This window comes from Aminobacter anthyllidis, from assembly GCF_018555685.1.
In the GTDB taxonomy this organism is placed as follows: Bacteria; Pseudomonadota; Alphaproteobacteria; order Rhizobiales; family Rhizobiaceae; genus Aminobacter; species Aminobacter anthyllidis.
Map to the genome: position 1 here is coordinate 655,002 of NZ_JAFLWW010000004.1, position 15,595 is coordinate 670,596.

Annotated in this window: 18 protein-coding genes and 2 pseudogenes; 12 read left to right on the forward strand and 8 right to left on the reverse strand. The window is 58.2% G+C overall.

Going from position 1 to position 15,595, the window contains the following annotated elements; translation table 11 throughout:
- Positions 1-6 precede the first annotated feature (6 nt).
- The 3 genes from J1C56_RS16890 to J1C56_RS16900 are packed head-to-tail and all read left to right on the forward strand — an operon-like array spanning position 7 to position 2,454.
- Positions 7-870 carry an ABC transporter permease gene (locus J1C56_RS16890; protein ID WP_246591533.1) on the forward strand — a complete coding sequence of 288 codons (864 nt, stop codon included), beginning with the start codon at positions 7-9 and terminating at the stop codon, positions 868-870.
- Positions 870-1,682 carry an ABC transporter permease gene (locus J1C56_RS16895; protein ID WP_214391204.1) on the forward strand — a complete coding sequence of 271 codons (813 nt, stop codon included), beginning with the start codon at positions 870-872 and terminating at the stop codon, positions 1,680-1,682. The genes J1C56_RS16890 and J1C56_RS16895 overlap by 1 nt, the downstream gene beginning before the upstream one ends.
- A 10-nt stretch (positions 1,683-1,692) precedes the next feature.
- Positions 1,693-2,454, forward strand: a complete 762-nt coding sequence (locus J1C56_RS16900; RefSeq protein WP_214391205.1) for an SDR family NAD(P)-dependent oxidoreductase — start codon at positions 1,693-1,695, stop codon at positions 2,452-2,454.
- Positions 2,455-2,645: 191 nt separating this feature from the next.
- Here J1C56_RS16900 and J1C56_RS16905 read toward each other — a convergent pair whose 3' ends face one another.
- From J1C56_RS16905 to J1C56_RS16920, 4 genes and pseudogenes are all read right to left on the reverse strand, one after another.
- Complete coding sequence (locus tag J1C56_RS16905; protein WP_338001459.1) at positions 2,646-3,155, reverse strand: substrate-binding domain-containing protein; 510 nt, start codon at positions 3,153-3,155, stop codon at positions 2,646-2,648.
- Between the two features lie 112 nt (positions 3,156-3,267).
- Positions 3,268-3,612 (reverse strand): thioredoxin domain-containing protein, encoded by a 345-nt coding sequence (locus J1C56_RS32960; protein WP_246591459.1) that lies wholly within the window; start codon positions 3,610-3,612, stop codon positions 3,268-3,270.
- Positions 3,612-4,587 (reverse strand): annotated as a pseudogene (locus J1C56_RS16915) (arsenic resistance protein). The gene J1C56_RS32960 and the pseudogene J1C56_RS16915 overlap by 1 nt, the downstream one beginning before the upstream one ends.
- A gap of 20 nt (positions 4,588-4,607) precedes the next feature.
- Positions 4,608-4,956: pseudogene (locus tag J1C56_RS16920) on the reverse strand (ArsR/SmtB family transcription factor).
- Between the two features lie 174 nt (positions 4,957-5,130).
- Here J1C56_RS16920 and J1C56_RS16925 point away from each other — a divergent pair.
- From J1C56_RS16925 to J1C56_RS16935, 3 genes are read left to right on the forward strand one after another with little or no spacing between them, the layout of a single operon-like run.
- On the forward strand, positions 5,131-6,162 hold the full coding sequence (locus tag J1C56_RS16925; RefSeq protein WP_338001460.1) for a glycosyltransferase family 2 protein: 1,032 nt from the start codon (positions 5,131-5,133) through the stop codon (positions 6,160-6,162).
- Positions 6,162-6,854 carry a class I SAM-dependent methyltransferase gene (locus tag J1C56_RS16930; protein WP_214391207.1) on the forward strand — a complete coding sequence of 231 codons (693 nt, stop codon included), beginning with the start codon at positions 6,162-6,164 and terminating at the stop codon, positions 6,852-6,854. The genes J1C56_RS16925 and J1C56_RS16930 overlap by 1 nt, the downstream gene beginning before the upstream one ends.
- Complete coding sequence (locus J1C56_RS16935; RefSeq protein ID WP_214391208.1) at positions 6,832-7,269, forward strand: GtrA family protein; 438 nt, start codon at positions 6,832-6,834, stop codon at positions 7,267-7,269. Before J1C56_RS16930 ends, J1C56_RS16935 begins: the two co-directional genes overlap by 23 nt.
- Here J1C56_RS16935 and J1C56_RS16940 read toward each other — a convergent pair.
- Both J1C56_RS16940 and J1C56_RS16945 read right to left on the reverse strand, forming a co-directional pair.
- Complete coding sequence (locus J1C56_RS16940) at positions 7,244-7,909, reverse strand: hypothetical protein (protein WP_214391209.1); 666 nt, start codon at positions 7,907-7,909, stop codon at positions 7,244-7,246. The genes J1C56_RS16935 and J1C56_RS16940 overlap by 26 nt on opposite strands.
- Positions 7,896-9,059, reverse strand: coding sequence for a hypothetical protein (locus tag J1C56_RS16945; RefSeq protein ID WP_214391210.1), 1,164 nt, complete (start codon positions 9,057-9,059; stop codon positions 7,896-7,898). The genes J1C56_RS16940 and J1C56_RS16945 overlap by 14 nt, the downstream gene beginning before the upstream one ends.
- Positions 9,060-9,570: 511 nt before the next feature.
- On the opposite strand from J1C56_RS16945, the gene J1C56_RS16950 reads away from it, so the two are divergent.
- From J1C56_RS16950 to J1C56_RS16960, 3 genes are all read left to right on the forward strand, one after another.
- Positions 9,571-10,071 (forward strand): YciE/YciF ferroxidase family protein, encoded by a 501-nt coding sequence (locus J1C56_RS16950; protein ID WP_214391211.1) that lies wholly within the window; start codon positions 9,571-9,573, stop codon positions 10,069-10,071.
- A gap of 243 nt (positions 10,072-10,314) precedes the next feature.
- Positions 10,315-10,662 (forward strand): cysteine hydrolase family protein, encoded by a 348-nt coding sequence (locus J1C56_RS33670; protein WP_420797408.1) that lies wholly within the window; start codon positions 10,315-10,317, stop codon positions 10,660-10,662.
- A gap of 413 nt (positions 10,663-11,075) precedes the next feature.
- Positions 11,076-11,423 (forward strand): hypothetical protein, encoded by a 348-nt coding sequence (locus tag J1C56_RS16960; RefSeq protein WP_214391212.1) that lies wholly within the window; start codon positions 11,076-11,078, stop codon positions 11,421-11,423.
- 503 nt (positions 11,424-11,926) lie between these two features.
- On the opposite strand, the gene J1C56_RS16965 is transcribed toward J1C56_RS16960, so the two are convergent.
- The gene (locus tag J1C56_RS16965; protein WP_214391213.1) at positions 11,927-12,220 is read right to left on the reverse strand and encodes a DUF982 domain-containing protein; all 294 of its coding nucleotides are present in this window, start codon (positions 12,218-12,220) and stop codon (positions 11,927-11,929) included.
- Between the two features lie 123 nt (positions 12,221-12,343).
- Entirely contained in the window at positions 12,344-13,030 is a 687-nt protein-coding gene (locus tag J1C56_RS16970; RefSeq protein WP_214391214.1) for an outer membrane protein, read from the reverse strand.
- A 140-nt stretch (positions 13,031-13,170) separates the two neighbouring features.
- Here J1C56_RS16970 and J1C56_RS33675 point away from each other — a divergent pair, with 140 nt between their 5' ends.
- From J1C56_RS33675 to J1C56_RS16985, 3 genes are read left to right on the forward strand one after another with little or no spacing between them, the layout of a single operon-like run.
- Positions 13,171-13,401, forward strand: coding sequence for a DUF3291 domain-containing protein (locus tag J1C56_RS33675; RefSeq protein WP_420797409.1), 231 nt, complete (start codon positions 13,171-13,173; stop codon positions 13,399-13,401).
- A 31-nt stretch (positions 13,402-13,432) separates the two neighbouring features.
- Positions 13,433-13,681, forward strand: coding sequence for a DUF3291 domain-containing protein (locus J1C56_RS33680; protein WP_214391216.1), 249 nt, complete (start codon positions 13,433-13,435; stop codon positions 13,679-13,681).
- On the forward strand, positions 13,651-13,986 hold the full coding sequence (locus J1C56_RS16985) for a hypothetical protein (protein ID WP_214391217.1): 336 nt from the start codon (positions 13,651-13,653) through the stop codon (positions 13,984-13,986). Before J1C56_RS33680 ends, J1C56_RS16985 begins: the two co-directional genes overlap by 31 nt.
- Positions 13,987-15,595: the final 1,609 nt, after the last annotated feature.

Consider the following 15,595-nt stretch of genomic DNA (forward strand, 5'->3'; position numbering starts at 1 on the left):
ATCCGCATGCACGGTAGCGCCTTTCGACACAAACTACTGACCGTCTTGCTGCTTGCGCCAGCAACAGTATGGTTGGTTGTTTTTCTCGTCCTGCCGTTTGTTGCCATCGTGGTTTTCAGCGTCGGCGAGCGCGCGCCGGAGGGCGGCTACCAGGCGGCATTCACCATGGCCCAGTATGCCAACCTGCCGGCCCGCGCCACCGCCTTCTGGAACACCCTGATCCTCGCCCCGGTCGGCGCCTTCGCCTGCCTGCTCGTCGCCTATCCAGTTGCCTACTATCTTGCCTTGCGGGCGCCGGAACGCTGGCGACTGATCCTGCTTGCGCTCATCGTCATCCCGTTCTGGACTAGCCTGCTGATGCGCACTTATGCGTGGATGTACATCCTCGGCGGGCGCGGCATTCCGGCCCTGCTGTCCTACATCGGCATTGAGGATCTGCGCCTCATCAACACGCCAGGCGCGGTATTGCTCGGCATCGTCTACGGCTATCTGCCGCTCATGATCCTGCCCATTTACGTCAGCCTCGAAAGGCTCGACCGCCGGCTGCTGGAGGCTTCCGCCGACCTCGGCGCCAAACCACTCTCGACCTTTGTCGGCGTGACGCTCAGGCTCTCGTTGCCAGGCGTGATGACCGGCTTGTCGCTGGTCATGATCCTGCTGCTCGGCGAATACCTTATCCCGAGCCTACTCGGCGGCGGCAAGGTGTTCTTCATCGGCAATGCGCTGGTCGACCTGTTCCTGCAATCGCGCAACTGGCCGTTCGGATCAGCCATCGCTGTGACGCTGGTGTTCGTTTCGGTCGTCGTCCTCATCATCGCCAATCGCGTCTCGACCCGCTTCTCGGGGGCACGCCAGGTGGACCTGATCTGATGCGCGCTTTCATCGTCGCCGTTTTCGCCTTCCTCTATCTGCCAATCGCTTTGGTAGTGCTGTTTTCCTTGAATGCGGGCCGCCACGCCAGCGAACTCACCGGCTTTTCGACGCAATGGTACGGCAAGGCGCTGGCAAATCCTTTCTTGGTCGAAGCGCTCAAGAACAGCCTGTTCATTGCCACCACGAGCGCGTTGCTGGCAGCGGTCTTCGGCACAGCTGCAGCCCTCGGGCTCGCGCGCGTGAACATCAGGACGCGCACTATCTTTGACGCGCTTCTTGGCGCGGCCATCGTGGTTCCCGGGGTTGTGATCGGCATTTCGACGCTGGTCGCCTTGGTGCAGCTGTTTGCCGTGGTCAATCCGTTCGTCGCATCGATCTGGCCGGGCAGCACGCCGCCACGTCTGGCGCTTGGCTATGGCTCGATCGTCGCCGCGCATGGCCTGTTCTCCATGGCGCTGGTGTCGATGATCGTGCGCACCCGGCTCGGCAGTCTCGACCGCAATCTGGTCGAAGCGTCCAGCGATCTCTACGCGACACCGTTGACGACCTTCCACTCGATTGTGCTGCCGCAGATCATGCCGGCAATTCTCGCGGGTTTCCTGCTCGCCTTCACTTTCTCCTTCGATGATTTCATCATCGCCTTCTTCGTCGCCGGCGCACAGACGACTCTACCGATCTACGTTTTCGCTTCGATCCGTCGCGGCATTACACCTGAAATCAATGCCATCGCCACCATCGTGCTCTGCGCCTCCGTGCTCATGGTGGTGTTCGCACAGCTTCTGCTGCGCAAGACAAAACCCTCCCACTGAAAGGCCCGTCATGCTGCTTAAGGATCGTATCGCCATAGTCACGGGCGCGGGCTCCGGCATCGGTCGCGCCGGCGCGTTGATGATGGGCAGGGAAGGGGCGGTGCTGATCATTGCCGACCGGGATGCTGCGGCTGGCGAGGCGGCGGCCGGTGCTGTCAGGGCCGCCGGCGGACGGGCCGAAGCGATGACCACTGATGTGGCCGAAGATGCGCAGATCGAGCGGCTGATCGGCATGACGCTCGAGAAGCATCGACGCATCGACATCCTGCACAATCATGCGGGTATCCAGGTTGGCGGAACACTGACAGAGGTCGGCAGTCAGGGCATGGACGCCTCGTGGCGCATCAACGTGCGCGCCCATTTCTTGGCCGCAAAGTTAGCTATGCCCGCGATGATCGCACAAGGGGGTGGCGTGATTGTCAACACCGCCTCGAATTCCGGCGTCTTCTACGACCGTGAGATGATTGCCTATGCCACATCCAAGCACGCTGTCGTCGCGATGACCCGACAGATGTCGGTCGACTATGCCAAGTACAATGTGCGCGTGAACGCGCTGTGCCCGGGCTGGGTCGACACGCCGTTCAACAATCCCTTCATCGCCCAGATGGGCGGTCGAGAAGCCATCGAGGCCTACATCAAAACGAAAATCCCCATGCAGCGCTGGGCACGCGCCGAGGAGATCGCCGAGGCCATTCTGTTCCTCGTCTCAGACCGCTCGTCGTTCATGACCGGCCAGGCGCTGGTCATCGACGGCGGAGAGAGCATCGCCTGAGCTGATCTGCCGCCTGAATTATTCGAATGCGGTTTGTCGGTAATGTGGACGTAGACGATCAGATCGGTGGGCGCTAGCCGAATGGCTGCTTAGCTCGAAATTCATTGAAAACCGGCCTGTCCGTTGTCGGCCCCCAAGCTCTCGTTTGAACAGGCGGGCCTTGTCGAAAAAAGTCTATCGTAGGGCGTCCGTCAGATAGCCAGAGCTAGTCTGCCGTATCTGCTGACTTCCAATTCGATCTCGGAAATGAGGCCATCAAGCGCCGGGTTTCTGGCCTTCTTTGCTCGCCGCACAACATAGGCGAGCGCAGGAGGAGTGGGCAAATGACGGTCAATGATATCCATGCTTTGAAGAAGATGGCGGTCGCTGAGAAGCGCGACGCCCAGGCCCGCGTTCACCGCTGCAACGATGCCAGCAGCGCTGGAGCATTCGAACACCGTCTCCAGATCCGCGCCCCCGTCCTGTCCAATGTCAATCGCCCACCGGCGGTAGAAGCAGTCGTCGTCGAAGGAGAGAAATGGGATCGTCCCTTCTGGGCTTAAAGACATCTCTCGGGACTTGACCCAGTGAAGATTCTCGCGGAACAGCACCACGTCAGTCGGCCGGACTTCATGGGTGAATACCTGCACGATGGCGACGTCCAACTCACCCAGCTCCAGCATAGAGCGCAGCACGAGGCTCATGCGGACCTTCGTCCTCACTATTACTTGAGGGTGCAGGCGCCGAAATCGGCCAAGGGTGCGCGATAGATCCGAGCATGTCGTGTCAAGCCCAGCTGGATTCGGCCTGCCAGGTCTGACTTCGCCAGGCTGACTAGAGCTTCGTCGTGAAGCCGCAGGATCTTCGCTGCATATTCGAGGAGGTTTTCGCCCTCGAGCGTGAACGTGCCGCCACCAGGCCGTCGGTCCAGCAAGTCGAAGCCGAGGCTGGCTTCAGCGTCAGATCGTCCAGGCCCAGTTCCGCATAGGGCGTTCCTTTCTGCCTGATGGCTTCGCGCACGGCCAGGCCCGCCGAGGAAATCAGCTCCTGAAGCACCGCGCGTGTCGGCGGCGTTTTCAGGTACTCGATGACGGTGGGCTCGACCCCGGCGTTGCGAATGAGAGCGAGCGTGTTGCGCGACGTGCCGCGGGCGGGGTTGTGGTAGATGGTGACGTCCATCAGGCGGTCCTTTTGCCTTGTTTGGCGGCGCAAACGGCGGATCCCCGCTCGTACCAGCCCTTGCTGCGATTCACGATCCATACGACCGAGAGCATCACGGAACTTCGACAAGCACGCCGACGACGGTTGCGAGTGCTGCGCCGGAGCTGAAGCCGAACAGGCTGATGGCGGCGGCGACCGCAAGTTCGAAGAAATTGGAAGCGCCGATCAGCGCCGACGGACCCGCAACGCAATGCTGCTCGCCGGAGATGCGGTTGAGCAGGTCGGCAAGGCCGAATTCAGATAGACCTGGATCAGGATCGGCACGGCCAGCAGCGCGACGAGGGAGAGGGGCTGAAGCCTATGGAGCAGGCGGTCGAGTGCCTTCTGGCCGCCCGAGGCGAGCAGCCAACGTCTTATCACCTGCGCGATGATCACCGGAATGACGATGTAAAGTACGACTGACAGGACGAGTGTGCCCCACGGAACGGTGATCGCGGACAGGCCGAGCAGCAGTCCGACGATCGGCGCGAAGGCAACCACCATGATGGCATCGTTGAGCGCCACCTGCGACAGCGTGAAATGTGGTTCGCCCTTGGTCAGGTTCGACCATACGAAAACCATGGCCGTACAAGGCGCGGCTGCCAGGATGATGAGGCCTTCGATGTAGGAATCAATCTGGTCGGCTGGCAGGTAGGGGCGGAAGAGCCACCCGATGAAGAGCCAGCCCAGCAACGCCATCGAGAATGGCTTCACCGCCCAGTTGATGAAGAGCGTGACCCCGATGCCGCGCCAATGTCTACCGACCTCGCCCATGGCGGCGAAGTCGATCTTCAGCAGCATCGGGATGATCATCAGCCAGATCAGGACGGCGACCGGGATGTTCACCTTGGCGATCTCGGCGCTGCCGATGACGTGAAAGACACCTGGCATCAGATGGCCCAGGGCGACGCCCACGACGACCCAGAGGGTCAGATGGCGTTCAAAAGTTGACATGATTTCTGCTTGTCCGAATGTTAGCAGCAGGCAGGAGCGAGTGCCGGCTGGCAGATGGCCGGATTGCCTGCGCAGCAGTCCTCCATCAGAAACCGGATCAAGCCGCTCCAGGGCCTGGTAGTCCGCCGAGTAGACGATGGAGCGCGAGTCGCGGCGGGCGGTGACCAGGCCGCCACGCTCCAGTTCCTTGAGGTGGAACGAGACGTTCGACGCGGAGACCCCTGCAGCTTCCGCAATGATGCCTGCGGCCATGCCTTCCGGCCCAGCCTTCACCAGCAGCCGAACGATCTTCAGTCGCGTTTCCTGGGACATTGCCCCGAATGCGATCAGAGCTGCAGACGATGGCGGAACATTCCTAGCCACCCGCATTCTTTGCTGTGCGAAGGACCAGCCAAAAATAAGCGCTGGCACTGCCAGACCTCGCCAAGTGAGCTCCAGCGCTGCCAGCGTGTGCTGTAGGGCCGCACACGTCTGTTAAATTAGCAACTTCGCAGAAATGGCGGGAACTTTGTCGCAGACATTTGATTTCAGTGGATGCGAGACGTGTCAATCCAAAGCATCAGAGCTAAAAGGAGGGTGGCGTCACCGCGTTATTCGCTCGTCATTCCTATCTACAACGAGGAAGAGGTACTGCCGAAGCTCGTCGAGCGGATCAGGACGCTGTTGTGCCAGCTGGACGGTGAGTCTGAAGCAATTTTCGTTGACGATGGAAGCCATGACAAAAGCGCCGAACTTCTGAGGAACATGGTCGCTGTAGAGCCCAGATTTCGATTGATCGAGCTTTCCCGGAATTTTGGCCACCAAATCGCGATCACAGCCGGCATGAATGCCGCAACGGGCGATGCAGTGATTGTCATGGATGCCGATCTGCAGGATCCGCCAGAGGTCGTGCTCGACCTGGTAGCGAAATGGAAGGAAGGATTCGAAATCGTCTACGCGCGCCGTGTTAAGCGCGAGGGCGAGTCCCTCTTTAAGAGGATCACGGCGAGCCTGTTTTACCGACTACTGGAAAGAATGACCTCGGTGGACATCCCGCGCGACGTTGGAGATTTCCGCTTGGTGGGCCGTAAGGCGCTGGAAACCTTCAAGCAAATGCCGGAACAAGATCGCTTCGTCAGAGGCATGTTCGGCTGGATGGGATTCAACCAGGCAACAGTCCCCTTTGAACGCCCGGCTCGGACGATTGGCCAAACCAAGTATCCGTTCTGGAAAATGATGCACCTTGCCGTTCACGGCATTGTCAGCTTCTCGGAGACGCCACTTCGCTTGGCACTATGGGGTGGATTGGTGATTTCCGGGCTTGCGATGTCGTATGGGGTTTACGCAATGCTCGCCTGGATCTTCGAGAGCGGCGTTATTGCCGGCTGGACGTCCACCGTCGTGATTGTGTCGTTCCTTTGTGGCGTCAATCTCTTCATGACTGGCGTCGTCGGACTTTACGTGGGTGGTATCCACGCCGAGGTGAAACGCCGCCCCCTATACGTGATCGAGCGGCGCAGCGGTTTTGACGAGAAAGGGCATGCCCGAGCGAGCGTCGAAGGGTCGTCCGAATATCAGGTTCGGAAGGTTGGCTGATGGGCGAACTCTTCGACGGCTACAAATCCAGTTACGGGGAGGTGGTCGAAAGATCCATCCGGTTTTCTGGCCTCAGGCATGACTTTTTTCTGATGGCCAAGTCTGATCTTCTTAGGCGCCTCGTGATCGAACGGGGACTTCGGCACGGTGGAGCGGAAGTACGGGCGCTGGATATAGGCTGCGGCATTGGTTCACTCCACCCGCATCTCGACGGCGTGTTCGATACCTTGAATGGCTGCGACATCTCAGAGCAATCGATCATGCGCGCTCGGCAGAACAATCCCACCCACGCCTACCACGTTAGCACATTGTCTCGTCTGCCCTATGAGGATGGCGCGTTTGATCTGGCATTTGCGAGTTGCGTGCTCCATCACGTTCCGCCAGACTGCTGGGAGGCATTCTTCAAGGAAATGCAGCGTGTCCTGCGACCGCATGGGCTGGCCTGCATCATCGAGCACAACCCCTACAATCCGTTGACCCGTCTCGCGGTATTCAGATGTCCTTTTGACAACGACGCTGTTCTGCTCAGTTCCAGGACGGCTGCATCACTTTTTCAAATAGCAAGATTTGCAGAGATTCGCTCAGAGCATTTCCTGCTTCTACCGACGGCTGGGTCGTTCACCAGAAAGGTCGAAAGTTGGCTTGCTCCGCTGCCTCTAGGTGCTCAGTATGCGTGCAGCGCGCGCGCCTGAAAACCGCTTCACGGCCAGGCTCAGGGTAAGACTGCTGACACGCTTTGGTTTGGTCGGCATCGCTGCGACAGGCCTGTATGCCGCCCTGGCGATCATCTTTGCTGAATTGGACTGGATCGGCTTCACGCCAGTCGAGGCATCGTTGGCCGCCTATGCGGGTGCTGCCCTATTCTCGTACTTGGCCCACAGATCGATAACTTTCATATCCAACGGATCGCATCGATCGGAAGGTCCGCGCTTTGTGCTTCTGACAGCGGCAGGCCTTGCCATTGCCTACATCGCACCCGCCGTTCTGACTGGTGGGTTCAGTCTGCATCCTGGGTTTGCAATCCTGGTTACATGCATCCTGGTTCCAGCTGTGAATTTCTTTGTGTTGGATCGGTGGGTATTTACGGACCGGAAATCAGATCAGTAGGGCTAAGCTTTTCGCCTGTTTCATTCAGCCGAAACGAGACCAGTTTGATGGCACGCTTGTATATGTTGCTGGCTGACCGGGTGGGTGGAATCCCGTCGAGATAATCAAAGGCGATCTCGAGTGTCTTGGCCCCTGCTAGAGCGGCCTGTGGAATTACGAACGAGACTTGTTGCGGTTCCTTGCCTGAAAGCACCATTTTGTGGGCGAGAATGCCGTTCACCAAGACCACAACTCTTTGCTCAGTCTGTGGTGGTCGAAGGACCGCTGACATTTCCAGCGTCGCTTTCAGGCCGCCCAGGCTGGGTCGGGTGACATTCACGCGAAGGCGCGAAGTCTCGCCAAGGGAATGGGTGCCGTCACCCGCTGGCCCGGACCAACCGCAAACCTTGATGTTGTTCGCCTGTTTGTGACCCTCGCGTTTGAACGAGATCGTTTCGCCAATTGTGTAACTGCCGACAGCGTCGCGGTTCAGGCACGTAGTCGTTCGGTCGATATAGTAGGCTCGGTAGTCGGGGCCGACCTTGGGATGGACAGCCAATGCAAGGATCGAGATCTCTGCCCCAGCCAGTGCTAACGCGAGCGCATAGCCGCCAAGCACGGCAGCGCGGCTTTGGGCGGCCGCGATGTTAGACCAAGGCAAGATAGCCTCCAATCCAAGCCTTAGTCATCGGATAACAGGCCCCCAGGAAAAGAGCTAAAGCGGCAAGCCATGTCAGCTTTGATGCTGACAGGAGTTGCATCAGCATGATTGTCAGCGGGGCCAGTCCAACGACGTAACGGACCATCGAGGCGAGGTTGGTTATCAGGGGCAGGGTGATGCAGATCGCGCAGAAGACCGCCGCGCCATATTGCTTGCGAAATGCCAGGACGCCGCACAACGCCAATCCGCCGATGGCGGCGAAGGCGCTCCATTGCGGGGCAGTGGGTATCCATCCAGCCGTCGGCATGGCTGAGAGCCCTTCCCACAAGTAAAGAAATACATTCCCGGCCACCCGGCCGAAGGCACGCTGGACATGCAAGAATGCAAAACCGTCGCCAACAGTGAGATACAGAAACAGAATGTAAGCGAATAGCCCTGCAGGCGATATGAGGATAGCAATTAGAAGATCCGGCCGACCAAAGACCCACACCGGAAACGACCTGATCGCTCCTCCTTGCTGGCGATAGTCCTTGAACATCTGAATGACGGTGGCAAACACCACGAACGCCCCAACCACTCTTGTGGCGGAGAGGAGTGCGGAAAATAAGCCCGCGGCAAGGTAGTTGGATCGTTTGAGCGCCAGAAAGACGATCGAAGTCAGGAGAACGAAGAGTGGTTCGGTCAAGAAGGTTGTGAAGTGGAAAGAGAACGGGCCGCTGAGCAGGAATGCGCAATAGAGCACATAAGCCCGAACGTTTTTCTCAAGCAGCGGCCAAGCTACTACGCAGGCCGCGTAGCTGCATGCGATCGAAGTTATTGTCGCCACAACTATCGTGGGGAAGGGGAAAACCGTCCCAATCATTCCGACGATCATCGGATAGAGGGGGAAGAACCCCCAGCGGCCGACGTTGCTTTGGTTGGCTATGGGAAAGCGCTCGTAGCCCTTTTCTGCAATGCCGACATACCAAGAACAATCCCACCTGCACAGCGTACGAGCATAGGCCTCAAAGGTTGGTTCTGCAGATATAGAAGCGAACGCCGCATACCGAATGGCGAGACCGCTAACGACAAACACCAGCGGGATAGCAGTTATGAATATCACCATTGCGCGGAAGTTGGCGCCTGGACGGGCAATATTTAGTAGCGCCATGCTTTCCGCTCGTTTGCCAATGGTGACTGTTTTCGCGAGACATCTAGAGTGGGGTGGATTTTCTACGCGCGCCTACTAATCGACTCGCCTCTGACCCGTGCCCCCGAGGCTCGCACCTTCATGTCTGAATCAACTCCGCAACGGTTTGTCGCGCAAAACGATCCAATGCGCGTCGACACAAAAACGCGGCGCAAGGTGTAGGGTTCCGCGGGTTGGGGCGTAGGCATTTTGCGGGCTGGCTGTTCCAAGCTGAACCCGTGGGAGGCATCGGCTAGACTGATCGAGCGCGAAGGTTCGCCGCCTGGTTCATCCAGGTTGCGCGAACCCGACAAGGCACCAATAGGCCCTCCTTGCGAGTAACCCCCGATGTATCATCCGCCATTCTCCGCAGTGCCTGAGAACGTCCGACGCTGCGCGCGATCACTTTTGCCACAATACCTATGGAGGCTGGAACCATAAATTCGGCTGCACATTGAGGGTCCGCGGAGGGACCAATGTGTAGGAGATCGACATGCCGACCAAACCGAAAGGTCTTGACGACCTGTTCCTCGACACGCTGAAAGACATCTACTATGCTGAGCGTAAAATCCTCAAAGCGCTTCCAAAAATGGCGCGCGGTGCGCAATCGACAGAGTTGAAGGCCGCCTTCGAAAAACATCGGGACCAGACAGAAGGCCATGTCGAACGGCTGCAGCAGGTCTTTGAAATATTCGGCAAACGAGCGCAGGGAAAGACCTGTCCCGCCATCGACGGTATTATCGAAGAGGGTGAGGAAATCCTCGAAGAGTTCAAGGGAACGCCTGCTGGCGACGCCGGGTTGATCTCCGCAGCTCAGGCGGTCGAGCACTACGAGATGACGCGGTACGGAACCTTGAAACGGTGGGCCGAAATTCTGAACAAGCCGGACGCGGTTAAGCTCCTTCAGCAAACGCTGGCCGAAGAAGAGACTACAGATCGAGATCTCACAAAAATCGCCGATAGTTCAGCCAACAGGAAAGCGCTCGCAGCTTAGCGATATGGCCGGGCTCGAAAAGCGGGCTCGGCTTTTCCTACTTCCTCAAAGGCTTCAGAATGAGGACCTCTTCGGCTCTAGAATTTAGCCCGATTGGGGAAAGATGCGCCCATGTGTGCGTTGACACGCAGTTGATGTTTGCGGGCGACAGCGAATGGGCTATGCCCTGGATGCCTGAAATAATTGCCTCGGATTGAAGAGATCGTGGCGAAACATGCTTCCCAGACAATATTTACCCGGTTTGTGCCGGCTCGACGCCCGGGAGAAGGCGTTGGCGCGTGGCGACGCTATTATTTGAAATGGTCGCGCATGACTTTAGAGGCAATCGGCGCAGACCAAGTTGAACTTGTCGGGTCACTGGCTCGCTTTTGTCCTCCGGCGCGCGTCGCAGACAAACACGTATATTCCCCCTGGGTGTCTGGAGATTTCGTACGGCAGGTTAGTGGATTCGACACGCTGGTTATCACAGGCGGGGAAACTGACATCTGTGTGGCCGCAACAGTGATGGGCGCCATAGACCGGGGCTCAGGGTCCTGCTGGTGGAGGATGCGATCTGCAGCTCAGCTGACGACACCCATGACGCTGCCATGACGATCTACCGTGATCGCTTCAGCCAGCAGGTGGAACTCATAGAAACGGCCGCACTCTTGTCCGACTGGTAACGCTGACATCCATCCCTTGGCCAATTGGTTAGCTCCCGGTCCGACGTCCGCCGGCGTCGGGAACGAACCTTGCAGAGGTCCGTTTACAGTTTTCCGTCAACATTGGGAGAGGAGCCATGTCCGAAAGACAACAAATCATAGATCTGGCCTTTGTTGATGATGGCCGAACCCGGCTCCATCTGTTCGACGGCCGCCTGGGCCATATGAAACCGCTGAGGTGCGCGTCTTCATGGGCCTTCCTCCTTTGCTAAAGAGGCCCACGTCGACCAGTAGAGACGGTTCTCCGGATTGGGAACAAATGGGACCACCCACCGTTCAATCACAACCCGAGAGGAGATCGTCATGGCAGATACAGACGACAAAGGGTCGCCCAAAACGACCCAAAAGGAATCTCAAGAAGCCTTGGAAAAGCAAGTCGCGCAGATGAGGCGCGAGATTGGAAAGATTAACAAAGTCCTGGCCGAGCGCGCAGAGGAAGCCGTGGACGAGGTGACTGGGTGGTACAGTGGTGCGAGTGACCGGGCGGCAAACGCCACACAGGCGCTGCGGTCTCAGGCGCAGTCGGTTTCGGAGACAGTGAAAGAAAATCCAGGCACTATCTCTACCGCAATGTTGGTTGGCGGTCTGATCGGCTTTGTACTGGGTTTTGCCATTGGCCAGGCATACGGCGACAAGCAACGGTCTTGGTAATGACACGCGTCGGCTGGCTGTGGAGTACCTGACCTTCGGCGGTGAACCATACGCTCACGCCCAAAGGGTACGTCGGTGCCGCACAGACGCTCCCCAACGGCTTGCCTCCGTGCGAGGATGGCCTGCCCACACACAAAGCCGGCCCTCAGTTTCAGCGAATTTCGCTAGCGGGGTGCCCGCCCGCCCTCCACCCCGCTGGCCCGCAGCCGCCCGTGCGACCCCGCACGGGCGGCCTTTAACCGTTGAGGAGGTCACCGGCGGGCAGTAGGCGAAAGCCCCTTCGCCGCGGCAATTGCAATTGCCAGATCGAAAGGGTACGTCGGATTGCTTTCCATGCCGGGACTCCTTTCCAATTCAACGGAGACCTTCCGGAAGACGTTCCCGCGACGGAGAGTTCGTTGTCTATGCAGCCAGCCCATGCTGCCACGCCGACTTCTCGACTTCGTAATTGTGGACGAGCCGCTGGGGGACCGATGCCACAGGCCCCGAACAAGAACGTGCGGTCAATCCTTCATGTGTGCGCTAGCCAGTATCCCCACTTCACTGCAGAATGTTTCAAATGACTCCCTCGCTTCCTCTAGCGGAATGGAGCCATTGATGGCGCCCTGGAGCGCGTTTTGCGCTAGGTAGAAAAAAGGATTGCGCTTATCCAGCGGCCAAGCTTCCAGAAATTCGACAGCATCAGGAACCGATAGGATCTCGCGAAGCGAGAACTCTCCGTCCTTAAGCCAAATGTTGGGCGTAAACTCCATTAGCTTCAACGCGCGGACGAGCGAGGGGGTTGCAATAACGCGCACTTTTCCCACCCTTGCCCGTGCGGTCGCACGACGATACGCCCACCACCGGATGCACGATGACCGCCAAGACCTGGAGTCTCCTGGGGCATCGCCATACCCCCTCCAGCCCAGGGAACGTTCCGGTTAAAACTTGTACGCGATGCCGAGACGAACGTCGTGTGTTGTCAATTCCGCCGAAGCACCAGGCGCAATATCGAAGTCGCCAAAATCCGTGTAGCGATACTCCGCGCGACCGATCAGATTGTCAGTGAACGCGTATTCAACGCCCGCGCCAATAGTCCATCCGACCATGTTGTCTCCAACCGTCGTGCCCGCAACGCCAGCGGTGAACGGGGTAACGTCAACGTCGCCAAAGGCTAGGCCGCCTGCAAGATACGGGAGGAACCGATCCATGGCGTAGCCCACTCTGAGACGAGCGGCTCCGGACCAGGTGAGTTCGTAGAGATCACCGGTGCCCGGCCCAACCGGAATGCCGCCCGCCAGCATTCCGTCGCCAAATCCGTCTGCATTGCTCCATGCCAGATCGGCGTCGATGCCTAGCACGATGTTGTTGGCCATTTGATAGTTGTAGCCCACGTATCCGCCGACAAGCCAACCGTCGATGTCAGGGTCTGCGAATGCTCCGGTAGGATATGAACTGTGTCCGTCGCCCCACAGGTAGCCGGCCTGCAAGCCAACGTAACCCCCGGTCCAGGTAAAAACCGGAGCGAGGCTCGCTTCTGGTGTCGGTTCAAGAACGACTGCATCGGCCGCCGAAGCGATGCCGGAAAGACCGAGCAGGAAAGCGGAAGTCAGGAACAGTTTTTTCACGGCAACGCTCCACTTTAGCCCCCGCTAAAACATAACAGACATCCGTGAAGAGCATACTTAAACCGATAGTTGAAGTGATATTTGGGTCATCAAATGTTGCCCCGCTGCCACACTCTGTCTGTTCACACAAACACCTCTCGATGGTTTGTGGGCAAGCTCGCGCCTTAGGCAGACAGCATCTTTTTACGCTTCTCCATCCGTCTCGCTATATTCTTCAACAACTCTCACGGGCAGATAGGCTCGCCCAGGATCACCCGGGCTTCTTGTGGCGAATTCCTGACGAAACTATAGCCTCCGAAATTAAGGCTTCTGGGTTTGACAATCGGATGTCGGCGACGGTTTCAGTTTGGAAGCGTTTAGAGGACCTCTAAGACTACACCTTCAACTCGCACTCGCTGCACGGTGGCGTACCTAAAGCGAACTTCCGAATGGTTTGACACGGTTGACGGGCCACAATTAGTTGTTTGGGATATCGAAGTCTGTGCCAGACCCAGCTTCTTCGAAGCATGGGAGCGTCTTCAGGAACTCAAACAGAACGACGTCGCATCGCGGATCCGGATGGAAAAGGTAGCTACCGTTCTTAAACGAGCGGCAGCTTTCCACCCTGAGCAGCTGTTTCGTTGGGTACCAAGCGTCAGATTTCACCACTAGGGTCGCTCCCGTCGCAATTTCACAATCGTTCTCTCGACCTGGGCCTCGGCGAGGGAAATCAGTGCTTCAACCTCATCGAACAGGCGACTATTTCCCATTTCGGATATTCGGCGGCGCAGGATTCGCAATTCCAGGCGTATCGCTTCCGCATCCGATATTTGATCCGCACGCATCGTAGCAACTCCCGGCGTGTAAAGCCGATATGGTCGGATTTGTTCCTCTGTCGGGAAAACATGAATGCCAAAGTAACGGCGCCACGGCGAGCGCCGGGTCGCACCGTGGAGAAGGTCAAGTCGCTGACTTGACCTCGTGATAAAGCGCTGGGCTCTTGGCTGCCTGGACGTATATGCGAAGTCGGAGATGGCGAGCCGGCACTCTCTATCAGACGAACGATGTCCGCGAATTGATCGTCCCGCATCTTCCTTCAACGCCCTGGGCCAGGAGCCGAGCTTCTGCCATCGTGAAGATGTGGATTACCCAAACGCAGCTAGTCGAGAAGGCTTTGCCTTCGCGTGCCTCTCGGGCACCGCAATTGTTAGAACATCGTCCTCATGAACGGTTATCGGCGTGACGCCAGGTCTCGCCACAATCAGATAGCCGTCGTTCAGTCGGTGGGTCACTTCAAGCCGCACAAGGACATGGTCGCCTGCGCTCATGGGTCGGTCGCTCATCAAAGCAACTCCAGATCACCGCCCCCGCGAAACCCTGTCGTTACATTAATCACATCTAACTAAGAATATCACAATGGGCAGAACTGTTCCCAACAGGGGGGGCGGCACTGCGGCCAAGACTACCTAGTAGCCGGCCAGCCAGAATATCCCGCTAGCCGTACCAAACGCCACGGCAATGTAAAACAGGTCTGTCCAGCACGGTCCTGGAACGTCGTTCAAATGGTCGATAGCCATGTGATCGACACGAGAGCCCCCAGAACCACGGAGATATACAGCGCGTCTTCGAAGGTCATTGTCGCTGCGAGACGACTTCAGATCGGTCGTCATTTTAGCCTCCCTTTACACCGCCATCAAACTCCGAAATCGAAGGATTCGTTCCATGGATAAAACCGCTCCTCCGGGCGGCGATGCTGCTCGACTTCATTTACCGGACAGACGCCGGCAGCGCGCCGCCCGAGTGCTATGAAACCATCTTCGGCCAGAGCCGACTTCCGAAGCCCATCACACAGATGGGCTCGGCAACCTGGGGCCCGTTGGCCCTGTCGCGCCGACGCCTACCAAGCCTGCGCCAACGCCGCATCCCAGCCCGGCTCCCATTCCCGCGCCTGAGCCTGCGCGCGGCTGGCTCTCCCGCGTCCTCTCCCGGCTCTTCCCGTACAAGGAAATCGACATAACTTCCTTGGGCCACTAATCGCCGGGAAGGTCCTTGAAACCGTCATCGGGCGTGTGCTCGACAAGGTGGCGGTCAAACCGAATATCTCGCTTGAGTCGATGTTCCCGCCGTCCGCGAGGTGGTCGCCCAAACGGTTCGGCGGGAGCTTGAAGCGCGCGAGCAGCACTCGACCAACAGCGAGCCGGCATACCGGTCTCGAGTTGCACAAGACTCGTGGGCGGTTGTTGGGCGCCGGGACGCTCATCATCCAACTTGGGACGGACGGCATGCCAGACACGCCGATGACCACGGCGCGGGCCATGATGTTCGGTGAGAGTGTGCTGAAAATTCTAGCCTGGTTCCGTCTCCCCGTGATCAGTGGGTTGAGGTCAGGAAAGAGTTTACCGCGATCTCGGAACCACTCGCTCCACGACGCGTTGGCCGATCCTGTACGTCACTCGAATCCGCAGGAGCGAGAAATGAATAATCTGATCGAGAGCGACAAAGTCATCGGGACGGAAGTCTATGGCCCTGATGAGGCCCACATCGGTGAAGTGAAGCGGTTGGTACTGGAGAAAGTTGGCGGCCGAG